Source organism: Rhizobacter sp. OV335, from assembly GCF_900142965.1.
Lineage (GTDB): Bacteria > Pseudomonadota > Gammaproteobacteria > Burkholderiales > Burkholderiaceae_C > Rhizobacter.
This window is the reverse complement of the sequence record NZ_FRCQ01000002.1, coordinates 131197-154718: the sequence shown is the minus strand read 5'-3', so window position 1 is coordinate 154718 and position 23522 is coordinate 131197. Positions and strand designations below refer to the sequence as shown.

At 68.9% G+C, this 23522-nt stretch carries 21 protein-coding genes; 15 read left to right on the top strand and 6 right to left on the bottom strand.

The window, feature by feature from the left end:
- Positions 1 to 9: 9 nt before the first annotated feature.
- The gene (locus tag BUE42_RS02565; RefSeq protein WP_235002048.1) at positions 10 to 1629 is read left to right on the top strand and encodes an S-layer protein; all 1620 of its coding nucleotides are present in this window, start codon (positions 10 to 12) and stop codon (positions 1627 to 1629) included.
- A gap of 25 nt (positions 1630 to 1654) precedes the next feature.
- On the opposite strand, the gene BUE42_RS02560 is transcribed toward BUE42_RS02565, so the two are convergent.
- Positions 1655 to 1921, bottom strand: coding sequence for a hypothetical protein (locus tag BUE42_RS02560; RefSeq protein WP_073462533.1), 267 nt, complete (start codon positions 1919 to 1921; stop codon positions 1655 to 1657).
- Positions 1922 to 2014: 93 nt separating this feature from the next.
- On the opposite strand from BUE42_RS02560, the gene BUE42_RS02555 reads away from it, so the two are divergent.
- The 5 genes from BUE42_RS02555 (at position 2015) to ubiA (ending at position 7478) form a co-directional block, all read left to right on the top strand.
- Positions 2015 to 2791 (top strand): AraC family transcriptional regulator, encoded by a 777-nt coding sequence (locus tag BUE42_RS02555; protein WP_073462532.1) that lies wholly within the window; start codon positions 2015 to 2017, stop codon positions 2789 to 2791.
- Between the two features lie 189 nt (positions 2792 to 2980).
- On the top strand, positions 2981 to 4609 hold the full coding sequence (locus tag BUE42_RS02550) for a peptide chain release factor 3 (RefSeq protein WP_073462531.1): 1629 nt from the start codon (positions 2981 to 2983) through the stop codon (positions 4607 to 4609).
- A gap of 25 nt (positions 4610 to 4634) precedes the next feature.
- A complete protein-coding gene (locus tag BUE42_RS02545; protein ID WP_083613832.1) occupies positions 4635 to 5087 on the top strand; it encodes a DUF2214 family protein in 453 nt (150 codons plus the stop codon).
- Between the two features lie 214 nt (positions 5088 to 5301).
- A complete protein-coding gene (locus BUE42_RS02540) occupies positions 5302 to 6594 on the top strand; it encodes a reverse transcriptase family protein (protein WP_159445356.1) in 1293 nt (430 codons plus the stop codon).
- Positions 6591 to 7478, top strand: a complete 888-nt coding sequence (gene ubiA / locus BUE42_RS02535) for a 4-hydroxybenzoate octaprenyltransferase (RefSeq protein WP_073462530.1) — start codon at positions 6591 to 6593, stop codon at positions 7476 to 7478. Before BUE42_RS02540 ends, ubiA begins: the two co-directional genes overlap by 4 nt.
- Here ubiA and BUE42_RS02530 read toward each other — a convergent pair whose 3' ends face one another.
- The 3 genes from BUE42_RS02530 to BUE42_RS02520 form a co-directional block, all read right to left on the bottom strand.
- Entirely contained in the window at positions 7479 to 8750 is a 1272-nt protein-coding gene (locus BUE42_RS02530; RefSeq protein WP_235002047.1) for a Glu/Leu/Phe/Val family dehydrogenase, read from the bottom strand.
- 177 nt (positions 8751 to 8927) lie between these two features.
- Positions 8928 to 9734 carry a pyrroline-5-carboxylate reductase gene (proC, locus tag BUE42_RS02525; RefSeq protein WP_073462529.1) on the bottom strand — a complete coding sequence of 269 codons (807 nt, stop codon included), beginning with the start codon at positions 9732 to 9734 and terminating at the stop codon, positions 8928 to 8930.
- Between the two features lie 30 nt (positions 9735 to 9764).
- Entirely contained in the window at positions 9765 to 10607 is an 843-nt protein-coding gene (locus BUE42_RS02520; RefSeq protein WP_073462528.1) for a LysR family transcriptional regulator, read from the bottom strand.
- A 99-nt stretch (positions 10608 to 10706) separates the two neighbouring features.
- On the opposite strand from BUE42_RS02520, the gene BUE42_RS02515 reads away from it, so the two are divergent.
- On the top strand, positions 10707 to 11105 hold the full coding sequence (locus BUE42_RS02515; protein WP_073462527.1) for a tautomerase family protein: 399 nt from the start codon (positions 10707 to 10709) through the stop codon (positions 11103 to 11105).
- 75 nt (positions 11106 to 11180) lie between these two features.
- Here the strand turns inward: BUE42_RS02515 and BUE42_RS02510 are convergent, their stop codons facing one another.
- The gene (locus BUE42_RS02510; RefSeq protein ID WP_073462526.1) at positions 11181 to 11657 is read right to left on the bottom strand and encodes a hypothetical protein; all 477 of its coding nucleotides are present in this window, start codon (positions 11655 to 11657) and stop codon (positions 11181 to 11183) included.
- 148 nt (positions 11658 to 11805) lie between these two features.
- On the opposite strand from BUE42_RS02510, the gene BUE42_RS02505 reads away from it, so the two are divergent.
- The 5 genes from BUE42_RS02505 (at position 11806) to BUE42_RS02485 (ending at position 17786) form a co-directional block, all read left to right on the top strand.
- Positions 11806 to 12294 (top strand): GFA family protein, encoded by a 489-nt coding sequence (locus BUE42_RS02505; RefSeq protein ID WP_073462525.1) that lies wholly within the window; start codon positions 11806 to 11808, stop codon positions 12292 to 12294.
- A 279-nt stretch (positions 12295 to 12573) separates the two neighbouring features.
- Entirely contained in the window at positions 12574 to 13821 is a 1248-nt protein-coding gene (locus tag BUE42_RS02500; protein WP_073462524.1) for an ABC transporter substrate-binding protein, read from the top strand.
- A gap of 72 nt (positions 13822 to 13893) precedes the next feature.
- Entirely contained in the window at positions 13894 to 14769 is an 876-nt protein-coding gene (locus BUE42_RS02495; protein ID WP_073462523.1) for a branched-chain amino acid ABC transporter permease, read from the top strand.
- Positions 14770 to 15130: 361 nt separating this feature from the next.
- Entirely contained in the window at positions 15131 to 17053 is a 1923-nt protein-coding gene (locus BUE42_RS02490) for a branched-chain amino acid ABC transporter ATP-binding protein/permease (protein WP_073462522.1), read from the top strand.
- 10 nt (positions 17054 to 17063) lie between these two features.
- Positions 17064 to 17786 carry an ABC transporter ATP-binding protein gene (locus BUE42_RS02485; protein WP_073462521.1) on the top strand — a complete coding sequence of 241 codons (723 nt, stop codon included), beginning with the start codon at positions 17064 to 17066 and terminating at the stop codon, positions 17784 to 17786.
- Positions 17787 to 18011: 225 nt separating this feature from the next.
- On the opposite strand, the gene BUE42_RS02480 is transcribed toward BUE42_RS02485, so the two are convergent.
- The gene (locus tag BUE42_RS02480) at positions 18012 to 19808 is read right to left on the bottom strand and encodes an ATP-binding protein (RefSeq protein WP_073462520.1); all 1797 of its coding nucleotides are present in this window, start codon (positions 19806 to 19808) and stop codon (positions 18012 to 18014) included.
- Positions 19809 to 19877: 69 nt separating this feature from the next.
- On the opposite strand from BUE42_RS02480, the gene BUE42_RS02475 reads away from it, so the two are divergent.
- The 3 genes from BUE42_RS02475 (at position 19878) to BUE42_RS02460 (ending at position 23516) form a co-directional block, all read left to right on the top strand.
- Complete coding sequence (locus tag BUE42_RS02475) at positions 19878 to 20528, top strand: YceI family protein (protein ID WP_083613829.1); 651 nt, start codon at positions 19878 to 19880, stop codon at positions 20526 to 20528.
- Positions 20525 to 21442 (top strand): MBL fold metallo-hydrolase, encoded by a 918-nt coding sequence (locus BUE42_RS02470; protein WP_073462519.1) that lies wholly within the window; start codon positions 20525 to 20527, stop codon positions 21440 to 21442. The genes BUE42_RS02475 and BUE42_RS02470 overlap by 4 nt, the downstream gene beginning before the upstream one ends.
- Positions 21443 to 21584: 142 nt before the next feature.
- Positions 21585 to 23516, top strand: a complete 1932-nt coding sequence (locus BUE42_RS02460) for a DUF1800 domain-containing protein (RefSeq protein WP_083613828.1) — start codon at positions 21585 to 21587, stop codon at positions 23514 to 23516.
- Positions 23517 to 23522: the final 6 nt, after the last annotated feature.

The window sequence follows — 23522 nt, the reverse complement described above, 5'->3', positions numbered from 1 at the left end:
GAATCCATCGTGCCCGTGTCCCATCGGATCAAGCTTCTGTCGTTGTTGTTGGGAAGCGCCTCCCTGATCTACGCCTGCGGCGGTGATGGCGACAGCGGCAGCACCAGCACCATCAACGAGCCGGCCGGCAAGTGGACGGCCGGCGACCTGCACGTGCACACCGTGCAATCCGATGATTCGCGCACGACGCAGACGCTGGACTTCGTGCTGAAGAAGGCCTTCGCCACCTACAAGCTGGACTGGATGGCGCTGACCAACCACCTGCGTTCGTCCAAGTACGACAACGACGGCACGCTGCTGGCCACACCGGTCCCGTTCGCGTACGGAATGGCGTCGTACGAGATCCCGCGCGTCAAGGCGCTGCAAGCCGGCGGCACCTATGGCGACAAGCTGATCTTCTCGGGCTTCGAATGGGACATGCCCACCCACGATCACCTGGGCGTCGCATTGTTCGAAGCTGCGCCGACGCTGCAGGCGTCGACCGGTGGCGCGAAGGAGTTCCAGTACGCCTTCACGACGCTGGCGGAGTCCCAGTTCGATCCCGCCGACGTCGCCGTCTGGAAGGTGAAGTACCCGCAGCGCTTCAACAGCACGGCCTCGGACGCGCTGCAGGCGATCTCGTGGCTGAAGACGAACTACCCTGCGACCAGCTTCGCGACCCTCAACCACCCGTCGCGCAACCCCGGCAAGTACACGATCAGCGACCTGCGCCAGATGAACGACCTGGCACCGGACATCCTGTTCATGATCGAAGGCATGGTCGGCAACCAGATGGAGCCGAACCGGGGCGGCTACACCTCGGCCTATGTGGCCGAGAACGCGCCGAACCGCACCTACGGCGGTGTCGATGCCATCGTGGCCCAGGTGGGCGGCACGTGGGATGCCCTGCTGGGCGAAGGCCGGCGCATCTGGAACATCGCCGACTCCGATTCGCACTTCGAGATCGACGCGGCCAGCAACAGCAGCGGCTACTACCCGGGCGAGTATTCGAAGAACCACGTCTGGGTGGCCGAGGGCCAGGCCGGCGTCGGCGGGCTGACGAAGAGCCTGCGCGACGGCCGCATGTTCGGCGTGTTCGGCGACCTGATCGACGCGCTGGATTTCCGCATCGGCGGGTCGACCGGCAAGGGCTTCATGGGCCAGGAAATCAAGGTGCCCGCCGGCGAGCCCGTGACGGTCACGATCCGCTTCAAGAGCCCCGCCCTGAACAACTACCAGAAGCCGGTGGACAGCGGCACGCCCGGCAACATGAAACCGGTCGTCGACCATGTCGACCTGATCGTCGGCGACGTGACGGGCAAGGCGCTGCCTGGCACGCCCGCCTATGGCGTGGCGACGAATGCCTCGACCCAGGTGCTGCGCCGCTTCACGGCAGCCGACTGGAAGGTCGAGGCCGACGGCTACGTCTCGGTCAGCGTCCCGGTCGAGGCGAAGAAGAGCCAGTACTTCCGCCTGCGCGGCACCAACCTGGCCCCGGACGTGGCAGGGCTGACCGCCAACGGCGAGCCGCTGGCCGATCAGCAGACCACCGGCGCCGACAACGCGGCCCGCGTCAACGCCATCAACGACCGCAACTACGCCAGCCTGTGGTTCTATTCGAACCCGGTCTTCGTGACGGTCACGCCGTAGGCGTGCCGCTGTCGCACCTGCACGGCTACAACGGGTTCGGGGGGCTCTGAGCAAGCCAGGCGCGCAGCGCGGGGTCGCGCACCTCCAGCACGTCGAACAGCCCGACCGCACGCAGCGCCGGCAGCGCCTCGGCGATGTGGGCCTCCGCCGTCGCGCGCTGCGCGGTGCTCGAGGCCGGATCGCTCCACGTGCTTGCATTCGCGAGGAAGGCGGCGATCGTGCCCTTGCGGATGGGCACGCCGTTGAAGTTGCCGTGGTTGGCGGTGTCGGAAAGCACGTCGTCGGCTCGCATGTCGGTCTCCTGAAAGGGGGTGTGATGCGATTCTCGGCACCCGATCGTGGCGGCACTGCGGTAATCTGGCCAATCGATCCTGCATTGACGCCAATGGCCTCCGCTTCGTTCGTGTCCTCGCTGCTCGATGCCGCCGACGGGCCGGCCCTGCTCGCCACCACGCTGCAAGGCGCCGATCCGCGCGTCACCGCGATGCATGCGCATGCGCGTGGCCAGCTGTTCGGCGCGATGCGCGGCCTGTTGTCGGTCGGCACCCGGCGCGGGCAGTGGGTGGTGCCGGCCATTCACGTGGTGTGGATTCCGCCGCGCCAGCCGCACGCGCTGCGTTCCCATGGACCGTTCGCCGGTTGGAGCGTCTACCTTGCCGAACCGTTCTGTGCCGGGCTCCCCGAGACGCCCTGCACGATGCGCGGCTCGGGGCTGCTGCGCGAGGCCGTGCTGCGCGCTGCCGGCTGGCCGGACGCCGCACGGCTCGACGACATCCAGCAGCGCCTGGCGACGGTGATCCACGACGAGATCCGGACGCTGCCGCGCGAAGCCTTCGGCCTGCCGCTGCCCCAGGACCGCCGCCTGCTGCGCATCGCCCGCGCGATCGGCGACCGTCCGGACGACACGCGCTCGCTCGATGACTGGGCGGCCTGGGCCGGCATCGCACCGCGCACGCTGACGCGCCGCTTCGTCGCCGAGACGGGCTTTCATTTCAGTGCCTGGCGGCAGCGCGCGCGGCTGATGCGAGCGCTCGAACTGCTGGCCACGGGGATGCCGGTGACGATCGTCGCGCTCGAGCTCGGCTACGGCAACCTCAGCGCCTTCATCGCGATGTTCCGCCGCGAGTTCGGCACGACGCCGGGGCGCTACTTCAACGCCTGAGCGGCACGCGCAGTAGTTGGTCTCGTTGTCGGCATGCACGATGCGCTGCACCGGGGGCAACTCCGGCATCGCGCGAGTGTGTCAGCGCCGTCAGCCGGGCGCCGCTCCGAAGCCACGCCCGGGCGATGAGGGACAATGCGCCCCTCGCGCCGCCTGCAGGCGGCGCCCCTCCCGCGAGTCCCCTACCCGATGTCCTCCGAGCTGACCCCGCAGGTGCGCCGCCGCCGCACCTTCGCCATCATTTCCCACCCCGACGCCGGCAAGACCACGCTGACGGAGAAGCTGCTGCTGTTCTCCGGCGCGATCCAGATCGCCGGCAGCGTGAAGGCGCGCAAGGCCTCGCGGCATGCCACGTCGGACTGGATGGAGATCGAGAAGCAGCGCGGCATCTCGGTCGCCAGCTCGGTGATGCAGATGGAATACCGCGACTGCGTCATCAACCTGCTCGACACGCCGGGCCACCAGGACTTCTCCGAAGACACCTACCGCGTGCTGACCGCGGTCGACGCCGCGCTGATGGTGATCGACGCGGCCAACGGCGTCGAGCCGCAGACGCGCCGGCTGCTGCAGGTCTGCCGCGCGCGCAACACGCCGATCCTCACCTTCGTCAACAAGATGGACCGCGAGGTGCAGGAGCCGCTGGTGCTGATGGACGAGATCGAGCGCGAACTCGGCATGGGCGTCGTGCCCTTCACCTGGCCGGTCGGCATGGGCAAGCAGTTCCACGGCGTGATGGACCTGCGCGAGGAGCAGATGCGCGTCTTCAGCCCCGGCGAGGATCGACACCACAACGATGACGAGATCCTCTCCGGTCTCGACAACCCGGCCTATGCCGAGCGCTTCGGCATGCAATACGAGCAGGCGCACGGCGAGATCGAGCTGGTGCGCGAGGCGGCACCGGCCTTCGACAAGGCCGCCTTCCTGGCCGGCCACCAGACGCCGATGTTCTTCGGCTCGGCCGTCAACAATTTCGGCGTGCGCGAGGTGCTCGACGCGCTGGTCGACCTGGCGCCCCCGCCCGGCCCGCGCCAGGCCACGCAGCGCCTGGTCCAGCCCGACGAGAAGAAGTTCACCGGCGTCGTCTTCAAGATCCAGGCCAACATGGACCCGGCGCACCGCGACCGCATCGCGTTCGTGCGCGTGGCCAGCGGCCACTTCGAGCGCGGCATGCGGCTGAAAGTGGGCCGCTCGGGCAAGGAGCTGCGGCCGAACACCGTCGTGAGCTTCCTGTCGCAGCGCCGCGAGCTGCTCGACGAGGCCTTCGCCGGCGACATCATCGGCATCCCGAACCACGGCGTGCTGCAGCTCGGCGACACGCTGACCGAAGGCGAGAACCTGCTCTACACCGGGCTGCCGTTCTTCGCGCCGGAAATGTTCCGCAGCGTCGAGGTGGCCGATCCGCTGCGCACCAAGCAGCTGAAGGCCGGCCTGCAGCAGCTGGGCGAAGAGGGCGCGATCCAGGTGTTCCGCCCGGTGGCCGGTTCGGTGCTGCTGCTGGGCGCGGTCGGCCAGCTGCAGTTCGAGGTGGTCGCGCACCGGCTGGAGCATGAGTACGGCGTGAAGGCGCGCATCCAGCCGAGCCGCTTCCAGGTGGCGCGCTGGGTGACCTGCGACGAGGCCGACGGCGGCGAGCGCGAGCTGAAGCGCTTCATCGACGGCAACGACCACCGCGTGGCCTACGACGCGGTCGATGCGCCGACGGTGCTGGTCGAGTACGCGCCGGAGCTGCGCGCGATCGAGGCCAACTGGCCGAAGATCAAGTTCCACGCGCTGCGCGAGCACGCAGGCCTGGTGTTCCAGAAGAAACTCGACGGCTAGCAGACTCTCAACCCCGGAGGACCGCATGATCGCCAGCTCGCTTGTTGCCGCCCTGCATTTCATCGCCGCGTTCGGCATCGCCGCGACGCTGTTCCTCGAATGGCTCACGTTCAGCCGCACGCCGACGCTCGCCGAGGCCAGGCGCATCGCGCTGGCCGACCGCTGGTACGGCCTGTTCGCGATGCTGCTGCTGGTGGTCGGCTTCGTGCGCGCGGCGCACTTCGAGAAGGGCTGGTCGTTCTATGCGCACAGCCCGTTCTTCCACCTGAAGCTGACGCTGTTCGTGCTGGTCGGGCTGCTGTCGATCTACCCGACGGTGCGCTTCATCCGCTGGGCGCCCGCGCTGAAGGCGGGCCGCGCGCCGGAGATCAGTGACCGCGAGCACACGCTGATCTCGCGCCTGCTGGGCGCGCAAATGACGCTGCTGGTGCTGATCGTCATCTCTGCGTCATTGATGGCGCATGGGGTCGGCCTCTAGAATCCGCGCGCGGCCACACGCCGAGCAGACACGGGTCGCCGTTCAGGGCCCGGCTGTGGGGTACCCCCATGGCATCGAATCGATCTTGGCATCCGCGGTGCAAGAGGGTGTGCGCTGACGCGCACGTCTTCTTGGCACGGGACCGGCAGGTCGGCGTGTGTGTCCGCACCTGAACATGCACGCTCACCGCCATCGCCATCTGAATGCCCTTGCGTTGGCCCGTGCGCTGTGGGCGGGCCCGCAGGCGCGCACGTCGCTGCGCGCGCGTGCCACCCACGCGCTCGGACACGAGCCGGCTTGGTTGACTCTGCTGCTCGATGAACTGCAGCCTGTTTCCGAAGCCACGTGGCAGCGCCAGAGCGTCGAGGACCTGGCCGATCGCCTCGAGCGCACCGACACCTTCGCCGACGCGGTGCGGACCACACCCAGGCCTTTCGTGCGGCGATGGATCCTGCGCGCCTCGCGCATGCACCCGGCCCCGCTGGGCCTGGAGGGCCTCGGCCTGCCGCCGCTGCCGCACAGCGCCGCCATCGCCGCATGGCTCGGCATCACGCTCGATGACCTCGACTGGTTCACGCACGACCGCCGCCACCTGCTGCCCTTGCAGTCCCAGCACTACGGCTTCACGCTGCAGCCCAAGCGCAGCGGCGGTGGCCGGGTGATCGAATCCCCGCGCAGCCGGCTGAAGGCCTTGCAGGGTCGTGTGCTGCACGACCTGCTCGACAAGGTGCCGGTGCACGAGGCCTGCCACGGCTTCGTGACCGGCCGCTCGGTGCTGACGCACGCACGGCTGCACACCGGCCAGCCGGTGGTGATGCATTTCGACCTGAAGAACTTCTTCGGCCGCATCCTGTCGTCGCAGGTCGCGGCGGTGTTCCACACGCTCGGCTACCCGCGCGGGGTCGCGCGCCAACTCGCGGCGCTGTGCACCGTCAGCACGCCCGAGCCGGTGATCGAGCGGCTGCGCGACGACGGCTGGGTCGACTGGCAAGACGCTCGTGCGTTGCGCCGCGCCCACGTGCCGCAGGGCGCGCCGAGCTCGCCGATGCTCGCCAACCTGTGCGCGTTTCAGCTCGACCTGCGGCTCGACGGCCTGGCCCATGTGCTCGGGGCGACCTACTCGCGCTACGCCGACGACCTGGTGCTGTCCGGCCCGGCGTCGCTGCGCAGCGCGTTCGAACGCATCGCCACCTGGGTCGGCCGCATCGCGCTCGAAGAGGGCTACGCGCTGAACCACCGCAAGACGCGCCTGGCGACGCAGGCATCGGCCCAGCGCGTCTGCGGCGTTGTCGTCAACGAGCACCTGAACCTGCCGCGTGCCGAGTTCGACCGGCTGCGCGCCGTGCTGCACCAGTGCGCGTTGCACGGCCCGGCGTCGCAGAACCGCGACGGCCATGCCGATTTCCGGGCGCACCTGTGGGGCCGCGTGCAATGGGCGACGCAGTTGAACCCGGCCAAGGCCGAGCGCCTGCAGGCGCGGTGGCAGCGCATAGACTGGGCGCCATGACCGCACCCACCGCGCCGACGCCGTCGCGCCTGTCGCTGTACCTGAGCCTGATCCGCTGGGACCGCCCCGCCGGCAGCTACCTGCTGCTGTGGCCGACGCTGTCGGCGCTGTGGATCGCGGCCGGCGGCTTTCCCGGCTGGCACCTGCTGGTCGTCTTCACGCTCGGCACCTTCCTGATGCGCAGCGCCGGCTGTGCCGTCAACGACGTCGCCGACCGCGATTTCGACAAGCACGTCAAGCGCACCGCGCAGCGCCCGGTCACCAGCGGCGCGGTCAGCGTCAAAGAGGCGCTGCTGCTCGGCGCGGGGCTCGCGCTGGCCGCCTTCGGCCTGGTGTTGACCACCAATGCAGCCACCATCGCGTGGAGCTTCGCCGCGCTGGCCGTCAGCCTCTTCTATCCGTTCACGAAGCGCTTCTTCTCGATGCCGCAGGCAGTGCTGGGCGTCGCGTTCAGCTTCGGCATCCCGATGGCGTTCGCCGCGGTGCGCGGCGAGGTGCCGGCACTCGCCTGGGGCCTGCTGCTGGGCAACCTGTGCTGGGTGATCGCCTACGACACCGAGTACGCGATGGTCGACCGCGACGATGACCTGAAGATCGGCATCAAGACCTCGGCGATCACGCTCGGCCGCTTCGACGTGGCCGGCGTGATGGCGTTCTACGGCCTGTTCATCGCGAGCTGGGGCGTGCTCGGTGCGCAGCAGGGGCTGCGCTGGCCGTTCTTCGCCGGGCTGGCGGTGGCCGCCGGCATCGCCGGCTGGCACTGGACGCTGATCCGCACGCGCACGCGCGACGGCTGCTTCCGTGCCTTCCGCCTGAACCACTGGCTGGGCTTCGCGGTGTTCGCCGGGGTAGTGGCGAACACCGCGTTGCCGCATGCCGGTTGATCAGGGGTAGAGCCCGCGTTCCTCGCGCGCGATCAGGATCCGCTCGCAGGCCACCGCGAAGGTCGCGGTGCGCAGCGTGATCTTGTGCTTCTCCGAGGTCTCGTAGATGTGGCGCAGCGCATCGACCATGATCTTGTCGAGCCGCACGTTGATCTCGTCCTCGCTCCAGAAGAAGCTGCTGAAATCCTGCACCCACTCGAAGTAGCTGACGGTCACGCCGCCGGCGTTGCAGATCACGTCGGGCACGACCAGGATGCCGCGGTCGTGCATCACGTCGTCGGCGTCGGGCAGCGTCGGGCCGTTCGCGCCTTCGAGCACCAGCTTGGCCTTCAGGCGGTTCGCACGCGCCGCGGTGATCTGGCCTTCGAGGGCCGCCGGGATCAGGATGTCGCAGTCGACGTCCCAGAAAGCCTCGTTGTCGATGCGCTCGGCGTTCTTGTAGTTGGCGATGCCGCCGTCGCGCTTCAGCACTTCCATCGTGTCGGCCATGTCGAAGCCGTTCGGGTTCACGAGCGTACCGGTGTGGTCCTGCACCGCGACCAGCTTGGCGCCGGCCTGCACGAACAGCTCGGCCGCCGAGCTGCCGACGTTGCCCATGCCCTGCACCGCCACGCGTGCGCCGTCGAGGTTCAGGTTGATGCGGCGCGCCGCCTCGCGGCCGGTCACGAACACGCCGCGGCCGGTGGCCTTCACGCGGCCGAGCGAGCCGCCCAGGTGGATCGGCTTGCCGGTGACGACGCCGGTCGCGGTGGAGCCGGTGTTCATCGAATACGTGTCCATCATCCAGGCCATGATCTGGCCGTTGGTGTTCACGTCGGGCGCCGGGATGTCGCGCTGCGGGCCGATGATGATGCCGATCTCGCTGGTGTAGCGGCGCGTCATGCGCTCCAGCTCCTTCATCGACAGCGCCTTCGGGTCGACCCGGATGCCGCCCTTGGCACCGCCGTACGGCAGGCCGACGCCGGCGCACTTGATCGTCATCCAGGCGCTCAGCGCCATCACCTCCTCGAGCGTCACGTCGGGGTGGTAGCGCACGCCGCCCTTGCCCGGGCCGCGCGACAGGTTGTGCTGCACGCGGTAGCCCTCGAAGTGCCGCACCGTGCCGTTGTCGAGCTCGATCGGCACGTCGACGATCAGCGCGCGCTTCGGGCGCTTCAGCGTTTCGCCCCATTTGGCCAGCGATCCGAGGTAGGGGAGCACGCGGTCGACCTGCGACAGGTAGGTCTGCCAGGGACTATCGGCGTGCGGGGTGACATAGGACAGGTTGCTCATGCGGGTCTCCGTGGGGGAAGTCGTCATGCCCTGGCGCTGCGCAAACTCGTGGCCCACGCCGCCGGCATGGAGCGCGACTGTAGGCCCGCGGCGCCTGAATTTCTCACCGAAGCTCATGCCTCCTTTGCATGATGTGTTCCAGGCATCACATAGCTTGCGCCGCCTGAGGCACCGGAATCAACCGAATTCATCGCCCAGTTCACGTGCCCGCCGCTGCGCCGCCTTCACGGCCGAGACGATCGCGCTGTGCACGTCGCTGCGTTCGAGCGAGGTGATCCCGGCGTAGGTGGTGCCGCCCTTGGACGTGACGCGCTCGCGCAACAGCGACGGCGCTTCGTCGGATTGCAAGGCCAGCGCCGACGCGCCCGCGAAGGTCGCCAGTGCCAGCTCGCGGCCCTGGTCGGCGCTCAGGCCCATGTCCTGCGCCGCCTTCATCATCGCCTCGACGAAATAGAACACGTAGGCCGGGCCGGAACCGGACAGCGCGGTGACGGCGTCGAGGTCTTCCTCGCGCTCGACCCACAGCGTGCGGCCGGTGGGCGCGAGCAGGCGCTCGGCTTGCAGCCGCTCATCGGCACCGACGGCCGGACGAGCAAACAGCCCGGCGATGCCCTGGCCGATCAGCGCGGGCGTGTTCGGCATAGCGCGCACGACGCGTTCGGTGCCGAGTGCGCGGGCGATGTCGCCGCTGCGGATGCCGGCCATCACGCTGAACTGCAGCGCCGCGGCGAGGTGCGTGGCGCACATGGCGGCGGCCTCCTTGAAGTTCTGCGGCTTGATCGCCCAGACCACGATGCCCGCGCGTTGCAGCACCGAGCCGGGGGCCTCGAGCGTGATCACGCCGAGTTCGCGCTGCAGCCGCGAGCGCTGCTCGGCATTCGGCTCCAGCACCAGGATGTCGCCGGGCGCGCGGCCGCTCTTGAGCAGTCCGCCGATGATGGCGCTGGCCATGTTGCCGCCGCCGATGAATGCAATGCTGTTCATGGGCCGCAGTGTAGGAGTTTCAGGCCCGCTTCAGCCGGCTGCCCACTGGCGCAACAGGCGTTCGGTGTCGCGCAAGGCGGGCTTGGCCAGCACGTGGAACGACAGCCGCCCGGGCGACGGCCAGCCGCGCGGATCGCGCCGCGTCAGCACGTCGAGATCGGCCGGGATCGCCGACTGGTTCAGGCAGCCGACGCCCCAACCGGCGCGCATCGCGGCGACCGCGCCGTGGCTGCCGGTGCAGCTGAGCTGCAGGTGGTATGGCCGCGCGCTGCGGGCCAGCGCGGCCAGCGCCATCGCGCGCACCGGGCAATCGGGGCCGAGCAGCACCAGCGGCGCCGGCGCGTTCGCGGGCGGCTGCCAGCCGGGCGCCGCCACCCACGACAGCGGTTCGCGGCGCAGCAGCCGGGCGCCGGGCAGCGCCTTGTCGCTGGTGACGACGGCCAGGTCCATCGCATCGGCGGCCCACAGTTGCTGCAATGCAGCGGAACTGGCCCACAGCAGCTCGAAGCGGGCCTGCGGCTGCGCGTCGCGCAGCAGCGCGAGCAGGTCGGCCAGGCGCGCCGGCAGGAAGTATTCGCTCAGGCCGATGCGCCACACCGCGGCCTGCAGCGCCGGCTGCACCGAGGCGCGGGCTTCGTCCTGCAGCTCGATCAGGCGGCGCGCATGCGGCAGGAAGCGTTCGCCCTCGGCCGTCAGCGCGAGCGCGCGCGTGCTGCGCTGCACCAGGCGCGCACCGACGCTCGCCTCCAGCTGCTGCAGATGGGTGCTGACGGCCGACTGCGTGCGGTTGACGCGCCCGGCCGCCCGCGTGACCGAACCGGCCTGCGCGATCGCGATGAAGCTGCGCAGCCACAGCGGGTCGAGGTCATTCATCTGATTTGTCCATCAATGCGATCGAATCAAACTGATTCACGGATGGATGCTCGGTGCCTACAGTTGACTTGTCAACCCGACAAGCCATAGGAGCCTTCCATGCCCTACCTGCACCTCCAGATCTCCGGCGAGGCCGATGCGGCCCTCTCAGCGAACGCCGCCCGCAGCGCCACCGAGCTGACGGCCCGCCTGCTCGGCAAGGACCCGTCGCTGACGGCGGTCGTCGTCGATTTCATCGCGCCGTCGCAGTGGTTCATCGGTGGCCGCCCGCTGTCGGCCGGCGGGCCGCGCAGCTACCACTGGATGGTCAGCATCACCGACGAGACCAACACCAAGCGCGAGAAGGCGGCCTACCTCGATGCGGTGCACGCGACGATGCGCGAACTGCTGGGCGGCGTGGCCGAGCATTCGTACGTGCACGTGGCCGACCTGCGGGCGAGCGCCTACGGCTACGGCGGGCTGACGCAGGAGCACCGCTACCAGCACGTGGCCGGCTGAACGCAGCGGCCATGAAAAAAGGGGCGGATCGCTCCGCCCCCTTTGCTGCGACCGCGGACGGTCAGGCAGCGGGTGTCATTTGCTGGCGACGGCCGATGCCGCTGCTTCGACGCCGACGACGGCCTGGCCGTCCTTCTCGGTGCTGCGGTCGAACGTGATCGTCTTGCCGAACTTCAGTTGCAGCCAGCTCGGGTAGTTGTAGCCCTTGCCGTTGTTGTGGTCGATGATCGCGCCGATGCCGCCGCCGAACAGGATGTTGCCGTACATGCCGCCGCTCGCGCGCGAGATCGCACGGGCAACGGCCTGCGGGCTGTTCGGGTCCGTGCAGACGATGTCCAGGTCCTTGCCCGAGCGGTGCACGGGGATCGCTTCGCCGGACTTGCCGGTGAAGTTGCCGTAGTCGTTGGTCAGCCGGCACTCGGCGCCCTTGACCTCGGTGCCATCGGCCTTCAGCGTTTCCACGCGGATCGGCTGGTTCGATTCGTTGATGATCGACGCGCAGCCGGTGGCCAGCACGCTCAGCGCCAGCGCGCTCAAAAGACGGGTCTTCATGAAAATCCCTCCGGATTGGATTGGTTCTGTGGATCGCAGCCCCTCTGCTGCGCGGCGCAGTGTAGAAGCGCAGGGCCGAATTTCTTTCCACCATGTTGGGGATGACCGTGATCATTGACACGCACGGCGCCTCCGCGGAGGACCATCGATGCACCTGGAAGGATCCTGCCACTGCGCTGCCGTGCGCTTCAGCCTCGAAGCGCACAGCCCGCAGCCCTACATGCACTGCCACTGCAGCATCTGCCGCAAGACGGCCGGCGGGGGCGGCTACGCGATCAACCTGGGCGGCGACGCCACGACGCTGAAGGTGCGCGGTCGCAAGCACCTGGCCGTCTACCACGCGGTGATGCGCGAACCCGGCAAGCGGCCGACGCGCTCGAAGGCGCAGCGCCACTTCTGCATCAAGTGCGGCAGTGCGCTGTGGCTGTGGGATCCGCGCTGGCCGGAGCTCATCCACCCGCACGCCTCGGCGATCGACACGCCGCTGCCCCGACCCGCCGAAGTCGTCGAGGCGGCGCTCGCCTTCGTCGCGCCCTGGGTCGACGTGCCGCGCGGCCGCGGCCATGTGCACTCGCAGCATTGGCCGGCCGAATCATTGGCCGACTGGCACCACCGGCACGGTGTCTGGAGCAAGTGAACGCTATCCTGCAACGCGCCGCGACGCCCCGCCGCGGTGCAGATTGCTGCGCCCCACGCAAAGCAGTTTCAGCCTGAACGCACGACTGGCGGCGGACGCGAACATCACGTACGTGAATACCACGAGGGCAGATCGGGGCGAATGCGCGAGCATCGATGCTGGTCGCAACGAAGCACCGCAACACGACACGCCGAGGCCGCGCGTGATCGTCGTGTCCTACGGGAACACAGGGCTTTGCGAGGACTGAAGTTCATTCACCCGCCGCACGCAGGAGACAACATGCGCAGCCCCTGGACCCGTTTTTCCACTCCCCTTGTCGCGAGCGCGCTGAGCCTGGCCGCCGCTGCCGCCTTCGCTGCCGATCCGATCAAGATCGGCGTGGCCGGCCCGTTCACCGGCGGTTCGTCGTCGATGGGGGTCAGCATGCGCGACGGTGTGCGCCTGGCCGCCGACGAGATCAACAAGGCCGGCGGCGTGCTGGGCCGCCAGTTGGTGCTGGTCGAGCGCGATGACGAGGCAAAGAACGAACGGGGCGTGCAGATCGCCCAGGAGCTGATCAACAAGGAGCGGGTCGCCGCGACCGTCGGCTACATCAACACCGGTGTCGCGCTCGCATCGCAGCGCTTCTACCAGGACGCGAAGATCCCGGTGATGAACAACGTGGCCACCGGCTCGCTGATCACGCACCAGTTCGACAGCCAGCCCGAGAACTACATCTTCCGCAACGCGGCGCACGACAGCATCCAGGCGCCGATGATTGTCGAAGAGGCCATCACCCGCCGCGGCTTCAAGAAGGTCGCGATCCTGGCCGACTCCACCAACTACGGCCAGCTCGGCCGCGAGGACCTGGAGAAGGCGCTGGCGCAGAAGGGCATCAAGCCGGTCGCGGTCGAGAAGTTCAACATCAAGGACGTCGACATGACGGCCCAGCTGCTGAAGGCCAAGGAGGCCGGCGCCGAAGCCGTGCTGACCTACGGCATCGGCCCGGAGCTGGCGCAGATCGCCAACGGCATGACCAAGCTCGGCTGGAAGGTGCCGCTGGTCGGCAGCTGGACGCTGTCGATGGCCAACTACATCGACAACGCCGGCCCGGGCGGCGAAGGCGCGCGCATGCCGCAGACCTTCATCCAGGAGCCGACGACGCCGAAGCGGCAGTCGTTCATCATCAACTACCTGAAGACCTTCAACCCGAAGAACGCCCGCATCGATTCGCCGGTGTCGGCCGCGCAGGGCTACGACTCGGTCTACCTGCTGGCCGCGGCGATCAAGCAGGCCGGCGGCACCGAGGGCCCGAAGGTCAAGGCCGCGCTTGAGGACCTGAAATCGCCGGTCGAAGGCGTCGTGACGACGTACAACAAGCCGTTCAGCAAGGGCGACCACGAGGCGATCACCGCCAACATCCCGGTGTTCGGCGAGGTCAAGGGCCAGCGCGTGGTCTACGCCTACCCGGACGACTTCAAGAAGGCGTCGGAAGTCCGCGTGAAGGACCCGAACGCCAAGGGCGCGCTGACCGCCGCGAAGAAGTAGGCCTTTGCCCGAGAAGACGCCGCCCCGGCCCGTGCCGCGGCGGCGTTCGTTTGAGTCCTTGCAGGAAGCACCATGCAGATCCTGACCCAACTCGTCTACAGCGGCATTGCGCTCGGGATGATCTATGCGGTGATCGCGTTCGGCTACCAGCTGACCTTCGCGACCTCCGACACGCTGAACTTCGGCCAGGGCGACGCGCTGATGCTGGGCGCGCTGGTCGGGCTGACCCTGGTCGGCCTGGGCCTGAACTACTGGCTGATGATCCCGCTGGTGTGCCTGTTCGGTGCGCTGCAGGGCGCCTTCGTCGAGCGCATCGGCGTGCGCCCGGCGATCAAGATCAAGTCGGAGTTCGGCTGGATCATGTCGACGATCGCGCTGGGCATCATCTTCAAGAACGTGGCCGAGAACGTGTGGGGCCGCGACGACCTGAAGTTCCCGTCGCCGTTGCCGGAGTCGCCGCTGAAGTTCCTGGGCGCGAACGTTCTGCCGATGGAGATCCTGGTGGTGGTGGGCGCGCTGCTGATGATGCTGGCGGTGGAGTTCTTCAACCGCAAGACGATCTACGGCAAGGCGGTGGTGGCGACCTTCAACGACCGCGACGCCGCCAAGCTGATGGGCATCAACACCGGGCTGGTGATCACGTTCTCGTACGCACTGTCGTCGCTGACGGCGGCCTTCGCCGGCGTGCTGATCGCCCCGTTGACGCTGACCGGCGCGACGATGGGCGCGGTGCTGGGCCTGAAGGCCTTCGCGGTCGCGATCATCGGCGGGTTGACGAGCGGCATGGGCATCATCGTCGGCGGGATCATCCTGGGCATCGCCGAGACGACGACCGGGTTCTACCTGTCGACCGGCTACAAGGACGTGCCCGGGTTGGTGCTGCTGCTGATCGTGCTCGCGGTGAAGCCGGCCGGCTTGTTCGGCAAGTCCGCGATCAAGAAGGTTTGACGATGGCGTCCTGCTGCTCGGGCCAGGCCGATGAAGCACGCGTGCACTCGCACGTTCAACGGTCACTTCAGTCTTTTCCCACCAACAAGAGCAGGTGGTGCCTCGCGGCGGGTGGGGGACTGGGCTGGGGGCGATTTCTGAGGCGACGGAGAAGATCGGTTTCGGGGGTGGCGCGCGCCAGCGCGCTTCGTAGACTGACTCATCGCCACTGTTTGACCACAGCGAACGCAGTGAGCGGAGGGAGTTTGGCGATGCACCCACGGGACCGGGCTTCTTCGTGGAGTCGGCCCGCCAGGGCCGACCGCCTCGGCATGAGCCTCCAGCCCAGTCCCCCACCCGCCGCGACAAGCAGAAGCAACACATGAAACGTCCAACACTCATCGCGGCCGTCATCGGCGTGATCGCACTAGTCGCCTTCCCGCTCGGCATCGAGAACCCGTACTACATCCACCTGGTCGAGACCATCATGATCTACGCGATCGTGCTGTTCGGCCTCGACATCGTCGTCGGCTACACCGGCCAGGTCTCGCTAGGCCATGCCGGCCTGTTCGGCATCGGCGCCTACACCGCCGGCGTGCTGGTGATGAAGCTGGCCGCGCCGCTGTGGATCACGCTGCCGGCCGCGATCGCCGTCACCGCGGTGTTCGGCGCGCTGCTCGCACTGCCCGCGCTGCGCGTCACCGGTCCCTACCTCGCGATGGTGACCCTCGCGTTCGGCACCATCGTGCAGATCCTCATCAACGAGATGAGCTTCCTGACCGAAGGCCCGATGGGCATCAAGCTCGACAAGCCGATGCTGTTCGGCCTGCAGCTCGGCGAACGCGGCTACTACTGGGTGGTCGTCGCGATGCTGGTCGCGTCGCTCGTCGTCGTGCACCGCATCCTGCGCTCGCACCTCGGCCGCGCGTTCGAGGCGCTGCGCGGCAGCCCGGTCGCGTCCGACTGCATGGGCGTGTCGGTGTACCGCTACAAGGTCTATGCGTTCGTGATCAGCGCCGGCCTCGCGGGCCTCGCGGGCTCGCTCTACGCCTACTCCGAGCAGTACATCTCGCCGAACACCTACAACTTCGAGCTGACGGTGATGTTCCTGCTGGCCATCATCATGGGCGGGCGCAAGACGCGCAGCGGCGCGCTGCTCGGCGCGGCCATCATCGTGATGCTGCCCAAGCTGCTCGACGACATCGAACTGTTCCGCTGGGTCGCGGTGCTGATCGCGATCGGCGTGGTCGCCGGCTCCGCCATCGCGCTGAAGCGCGGCAAGGCCACGCCGCGCTCGGTGGCCGTGCCGGTGCTCGGCAGCATCGCGCTCGCCGGCGTGTCGTTCGTGCTGACGACGATGACCGACTGGCGGTTGTCGATCTTCGGCGTCATCACGCTGTTCGTCGTGTACTTCCTGCAGGACGGCATCATCGGCTTCCTGCGCAATGCCCTCAACTGGCACAGCCGCGTCGAGGTGCCCGCCGTCGATGCCTCCTCGGCGCCGAAAGACGCCGTCTCGACCGCCGCGCAGCACAGCGCGCCGGAGCTGCTGGTCGCACAGGGCGTGCTGATGCAGTTCGGCGGGCTGAAGGCGCTGAACAACGTCGACCTGAGCGTCAAGCGCGGCACCATCCACGGCCTGATCGGCCCCAACGGGTCGGGCAAGAGCACGATGATGAACGTGCTGACCGGCATCTACACGCCCACCGGCGGCACGCTCGCGTTCGCCGGCCGCTCGCTGGTCGGTCGCACCTCGGCCGACATCGCGCTGTCGGGCATCGCCCGCACCTTCCAGAACGTGCAGCTGTTCGGCGAGATGACGGCGTTGCAGAACGTGCAGGTCGGCCTGCACCACAGCTTCCGCAGCCACCTCGCCGATGTCGCGCTGCACACGCCGCGCTACCGGCGCGAGGAGCGCGCCGCCGCGCAGCGTGCGCTCGCGCTGCTGGAGTTCGTCGGCCTCGCGGACCTGGTGCACGAGGAAGCGCGCAACCTGCCGTACGGCAAGCAGCGGCTGCTCGAGATCGCACGCGCGCTCGCGCTCGACCCGCAGCTGCTGCTGCTCGACGAGCCGGCGGCCGGCCTGACCGCGCCCGACATCAAGGAGCTGATCTCGATCATCCGCAAGATCCGCGAGCACGGCATCACGGTGATCCTGATCGAACACCACATGGACGTCGTGATGAGCATCTGCGACACCGTGTCGGTGCTGGACTTCGGGCAGAAGATCGCCGAAGGCTTGCCGGCGCAGGTGCAGGCGGACGAGAAAGTCATCGAGGCCTACCTCGGCGGCCAGGCCACATGAGGGTGACGACATGCTGACCATCCAGAAACTCGAAGCCGGCTACGGCAAGGTGCAGGTGCTGCACGGCATCTCGATCGAGGTGCCCAAGGGCCAGGTCGTCACGCTGATCGGCTCGAACGGCGCCGGCAAGACGACGACGATGCGCGCGGTGTCGGGGATGATCAAGCCGAGCGCCGGCGAGATCACGCTGAACGGGCAGCGCATCGACGGGCTGGAGTCGTACCACATCGCCAAGCGCGGCCTTGCGCATTCGCCCGAAGGCCGGCGCGTGTTCGCGACGATGACGGTGACCGACAACCTGACGCTCGGCGCCTTTCCGCGCCTGACCGGCAGCCGCCCGCGCGGCGACGTGAAGGCCGACCTGGAGCGCGCGCTGGAGCTGTTCCCGCGGCTGAAGGAGCGGCGCGAGCAGCTCGCCGGCACGCTGTCGGGCGGCGAGCAGCAGATGCTCGCGATGGCGCGTGCGGTGATGCTGAACCCCGAGATCGTGCTGCTCGACGAGCCGTCGATGGGGCTCGCGCCGATCTTGGTCGAAGAGGTGTTCCGCATCATCGCGCGCCTGAAATCGGAAGGCGTCACGATGCTGCTGGTCGAGCAGTTCGCGGCCGCGGCGTTGAACGTGGCCGACTACGGCTATGTGCTGGAAAACGGCCGCATCTCGGTGCACGGGCCGGCCGAGCGGTTGAAGAACGATCCGGCGGTGAAGGCCGCGTACCTGGGTGGAGGGCACTGAACGGCGCACTCCCGTCCGTCGAAGGGTTGTGTCCGAAGCGCGCGGGGCCTTCGACAAGCTCAGTACGACCCTTCGACGGGCTCAGGGCGAACGGGGTTTCTTGCAACTGCCGGGTCTTTTCACGGACCTCCTGGGCTCAGGGCGAACGGCCTTTCGTTGCAACCGCCAGGTGTGTCAGTGCTCGCGTGGCACTTCGGCAGGTTGTTGACCTTGGCTGCCAAGTTGTCAATCTTTCGCTTGCACCAGCAGCCGCCGCAGCGTCGCCCACAGCGCATCGTCCCTGAACGGCTTGGCCATGTGATCGTCCATGCCGGCGGCCAGGCTGCGCTCGCGGTCGCCGTCCATCGCGTTGGCCGTCAGCGCGACGATCGGCGTGCGCCGGCCGTCACCGGCCTCCTGCTCATGCTCGCGCATGCGCCGCGCCGCCTCGAAGCCGTCCATCACCGGCATCTGGCAATCCATCAGCACCAGGTCGGGCCGGCGTGCCTTGAACGCGGCCACCGCCTGCTCGCCATCGCCCACCACCTGCACCGACAGCCCCAGGCCCTGCAGCGCCGCTTCGGCCACCAGCGCATTCACCGGGTTGTCCTCGGCGAGCAGCACGTGGCCGCTCAGCAGGCGCGCGCCGTTCGCGACGACCGGCTCGGCCGGCGCATCCTCCGGCGCAGTCGGCAGCGCCACCGTCAGGCGGAAGTTCGAGCCTTCGCCCGGCACGCTGGTGAACAGCAGGTCGCCGCCCATCGCACGCGCCAGCTCGCGCGCGATCGTCAGGCCCAGCCCGGTGCCGCCGTAGCGGCGGCGAAACGAGTTGTCGCCCTGCTGGAACGCATCGAAGATGCGGCCGCGGTCGACCGCCGCGATGCCGATGCCGGTGTCGCGCACGTCGATGCGCACCTGCCCGCGCACCGCATGGTGCTTCACGGTCACCGTCACCGAGCCGGCTTCGGTGAACTTGATCGCATTGCCCAGCAGCTGCTGCAGCACCTGGCGCAGCCGCGCCGCATCGCCGATCACCAGCGCCGGCCGCGTCAGCGTCAGCCGCGCCTGCAGCATCAGCCCGCGCTCGCTCGCGGCGGCGGACGATTGCGCGACCAGGTCGTCGATCAGTTGCGCCAGGTCGAAGCGCTGCACCGCCAGCGCGATCGTGCCGCCCTGCAGGTGCGAGAAGTCGAGGATGTCGTTGATCTGCGCCAGCAGGTGCTCGCCGGCGCGCTCGATCACGTCCCATTGCGCGGGCGTCGGCGCCTCGGGCTGGCGCCGCAGCAGCCGCGCGAGCCCGAGGATGCCGTGCAGCGGCGTGCGCATCTCGTGGCTCATCGTCGCGAGGAACTGGCTCTTCACGCTGCTCTGCCGCTGCGCGAGCGCGAGCGCCTCGGCACGCTCCTCGGCGATGCGGTCGGTCGTGTAGCGCAGCCGCAGCAGTTCGCGGATGCGCAGCTCGGCGCGGCGGGCCTCCCACAGCATCAGGCCGAGGAAGAACAGCAGCCCGATCGCGGTGAAGGTGCCGGCGCGCGTGCCCTGCAGTGCCTGCATCAGCGCCGCCGGCAGCAGCAGCGGCACCAGGAACGCGATGCAGGCGGACGACGCCGCCTGCAGCACGAACACCGCGACCGCCGACACGCCGACCAGCGAGGCCATCATCAGCGCGAGGATGTCGGTGTGGTGCTGCGGGATCAGCCAGGTGCCGGCCAGGCTCCAGATGAAGCCGTCCAGCGCCAGCACCGCGAGCAGCCGCCCGCGCCAGGGGTGCGTGGCCGGATCGGTCTGCGCGAAGAAGCGCTGGCGCAGCAGCAGCCGCGCGGTCGAGACGCTGCAGCGCATTGCGAACCAGATCCACAGCTGCGTCGGCGTGCCGTAGGGCATCAGCCCCCAGCACACCAGCAGCGCGAACGGCACGCCGGTCAGCGTGGCGGTGTGCGAGCGCTGGTAGAGCAGCGCCGTCTGCTCGTCGGCCATGCGGCGCGCCAGGTCGGCGCCGAGGTGCGACGAGGGCTCGGAAGTTTCCGCCGGAACTGCGGGCATGGACATCCTTGGCGGCAGCAAACGGCCGGATGACGCATTATCGACAGCCCGTCGACGTCCAGAGCACGCATGTCCCTGCCTCTTACCCCTGTGAAACCCGCACTCGCGCGGACCATTTTGCTGGCCGCCGCGCTGCTGGCGGGCGCCCACTTGGCGGCAGCGCAAGCCGGCACCGCGCCAGCCTCGGCAGCGCCCGCGACCGCGGCCGATACGCCGGCGGTTTACCTGATCGACCCGGCGCACACCCACATCCAGTGGGAGGTGCGGCACTTCGGCACCTCGACCAGCCGCGGCCGCTTCGACGACATCAGCGGCCACGTCACGCTCGAGCGTGCGGCGCAGCGCGGCGAGGCGGCGATCACGGTCGGCACCGCGTCGATCAACAGCGGCGTGGCGCCGCTCGACACCATCCTGCGCAGCCACAGCTTCTTCGACGTGAAGAATTACCCGCAGGCCTACTTCGTCGCGAGCCAGTTTCGCTTCGCCGGTGGCCAGCCGGTGGAGCTGCGCGGCGAGCTGACGCTGCACGGCGCGTCGCAGCCGGTGAGCCTGCGCGCGGCGAGCTTCAACTGCTACGAGCATCCGGTGCTGAAGCGCGAGGTGTGCGGTGGCGACTTCGAGGCGGAGTTCTCGCGCAGCGGGTTCAACATCACCTACGGGCTGCCCGTCGTCGGCGACACGGTGAAGCTGCAGATCGGCATCGAGGCGATCCGGCAATGACGGTCCCGCTGCCGGCCGGCATCGCCGTGCTGGAGCGCGGCTGGCTGTCGTCGAACAACGTGCTGCTGCACGGCAGCCCCGGCGACGGGGCGGTGCTGGTCGACAGCGGCCATTGCCTGCACGCACCGCAGACGCTGGCGCTGGTGACGCAGGCGCTGGCCGGCGCGTCGCTCGCGCGCATCGTCAACACGCATCTGCACTCCGACCACTGCGGCGGCAACGCGACGTTGCAGCGCGCGCTGGGTGCCGCCGTGACGGTGCCGCAGGCCAGTTGGCAAACGGTGCAGGCGTGGGATGAAGACGCGTTGTCGTACCGAGCGACCGGGCAGTTGTGCGAGCGCTTTACCGCGCAGTCGTCGCTGGCGCCGGGCGGAGTGCTGCAGGTCGGTGGACGCAGCTGGCAGGCGCTCGCGGCACCGGGCCACGACCCGCAGTCGCTGGTGCTGTTCGACGAGTGCGATGGCGTGCTGGTCTCGGCCGATGCGCTGTGGGAGAACGGCTTCGGCGTGGTGTTTCCCGCGCTCGATGGTGTTGATGCGTTCGATGACGTCGACGAGGTGCTCGACCTGATCGAGCGGCTGCCGGTGAAGCTCGTGCTGCCTGGCCATGGCGCGCCGTTCGACGATGTGGCGGGCGCGTTGTCGCGTGCCCGCTCGCGGCTTGCCGGCTTCCGCGCCGACCCGCTGCGCCATGCGCGCCACGGCGCGAAGGTGCTGCTGAAGTACCACCTGATGGAGCAGCGCGCGCAGGACTGGCCGGCGTTGCTGGAATGGGCCGAGGCGACGCGGCTGTTCGCCGGCGTCGCACGCCAGCTCGGCTGGGCCGACGCGTCGACCGGCTGCCGGCAGCTCGTGGCCGAGTTGGCGGGGCAGGGCGCATTGCGAGTCGACGGCGAGCGCGTGCACGACGCCTGACACCTGCGGGCACCGATCCTGCTGCCCTCACTGCATGCACCCCGGACGCCGGGGTTGACCGCCGTGTCCTGACGGAACACGTCCCGAACGGGCGTGACCGGCTGACACGAAGCGCCACATTTGCAAGCAAGCGAGACGCGTCATGCCGTTTGTAAACGCCCTGAGCCACGGTTATCGAAGCCGACACCTGGCGGCCACCTTCCTCAGCGTCGCCCTGCTGGCCGCCTGCGGCGGCAAGGACAGCGAGGACGCCAGCGCACCATCGCCGGTAGCCGACGCGCCGACGCCTGCACCGGCACCGGCGCCGTCGCCTTCCCCCGCTCCGGCGCCTGCGCCTGCGCCCGCGCCGTCCCCGGCGCCTGCGCCGACCCCCGCCCCATCGCCATCGCCATCGCCGGCTCCGGCTCCGTCGCCCTCACCCGCGCCTGTCCCCGCTCCGGCGCCTGCGCCGGCACCCGCCGCCCCGGCCTCCGCCACCCAGCGCGACGCCGTCCGCCTCGCCGACCAAGCCAGCTTCGGCCCGAGCGAAACCCTCGTCACCGACATCAAGTCCAAGGGCGCCGCCACCTGGATCACGGCCCAGATGGCGCTCAACAGCTCGCGCTACACCAGCGGCAAGACCGGCGAGATCCACCAGAACACCAGCGCCACCGACTTCTGCGAGCTGCCGGCCCACGTCAACGAGCAGAACTGCTGGCGCGACTGGTTCTCGACCGAGCCGCTGCTGTGGGACTTCTACCGCAACGCGGTGAAGCAGCCCGACCAGCTGCGCCAGCGCGTCGCGTTCGCGCTGCAGCAGGTGGTGGTCGTCAACAGCCTCGAGGTCAGCGGCAACTACGGCTTCCGCGTCTACTACAACAACCTGCTCGACAACGCGTTCGGCAACTACCGCGACGTGCTGAAGAAGGTGACGCTGTCGCCGGTGATGGGCGACTTCCTGAACAACGCGAACAACGACAAGGCCGCGCCGAACGAGAACTACGCGCGCGAGCTGCTGCAGCTGTTCAGCATCGGCACCTGCGAGCTGAACACCGACGGTTCGCTGAAGACCGGCAAGTGCGTGCCGACCTACAGCAACGACACGGTGCGCAACTATGCGTTCGCGCTGACCGGCTGGACCTACCCCGCCGGCGGCGTCACCTCGTACGGCTGCTACCCGACCGGCATGAACTGCCGCTACTACGGTGGCGACATGATCGTGCCCAAGCAGCCCGAGAAGTTCCACGACAGCACCGCGCGCGACCTGCTCGGCGGCGCCAAGCTGACCACCGGCCACACCGCCACGTCTGCGCTCGAGACCGTGCTCGACAGCCTGATGGCGCATCCGAACACCGCGCCCTTCATCGGCAAGCAGCTGATCCAGCAGCTCGTCACCAGCAACCCGACGCCGCAGTACGTGGCCCGCGTGTCGGCGGCGTTCAGCAGCGGCAAGTACACCTACTTCGACAAGAGCTGGGGCAGCGGCAAGAACGGCGACCTGGCCGCCACCGTCGCCGCGGTGCTGCTCGACAGCGAGGCGCGCTCGGAAACCGTCACGCGCAACAGCGGCAAGCTGCGCGAGCCGACGCTGATGTTCACCGGCACGCTGCGCGCGTTGAACGGCAACACCGACGGCGACTCGCTGAGCTGGTGGTGGGGCGACAGCCTGCGCCAGCACGTGTTCCGCCCGCCCTCGGTCTTCAACTACTACCCGCCCGACTACCCGGTGCCCGGCACCGCGCTGGTCGGCCCGGCCTTCGGCATCCACAACGCCAACTCGGCGCTCGAGCGGCTGAACTTCCTGACCTACCTGTTCGACTGGGGCGGCACCAAGCCGGCCGGCAGCGGCGCGCCGAACCCGGTGGGCACGCTCGTCGACCTGTCGGCCTTCACCGCCGACGCGACCGATGCGGCCAAGCTGGTCGACCGGCTGTCGATGCTCGCGATCGGCCAGCTGCTGCCGGCCGGGCCGCGCACCGACGTGATCGCCGCGGTGTCGGTGTCCGGTTCGAGCACCGACGCCCAGAAGCTCAACCGCGTGAAGATGGCTGCCTACCTGGTGTTCGGTTCGCCCAATTACCAAGTGCAGCGCTGAGGAGCC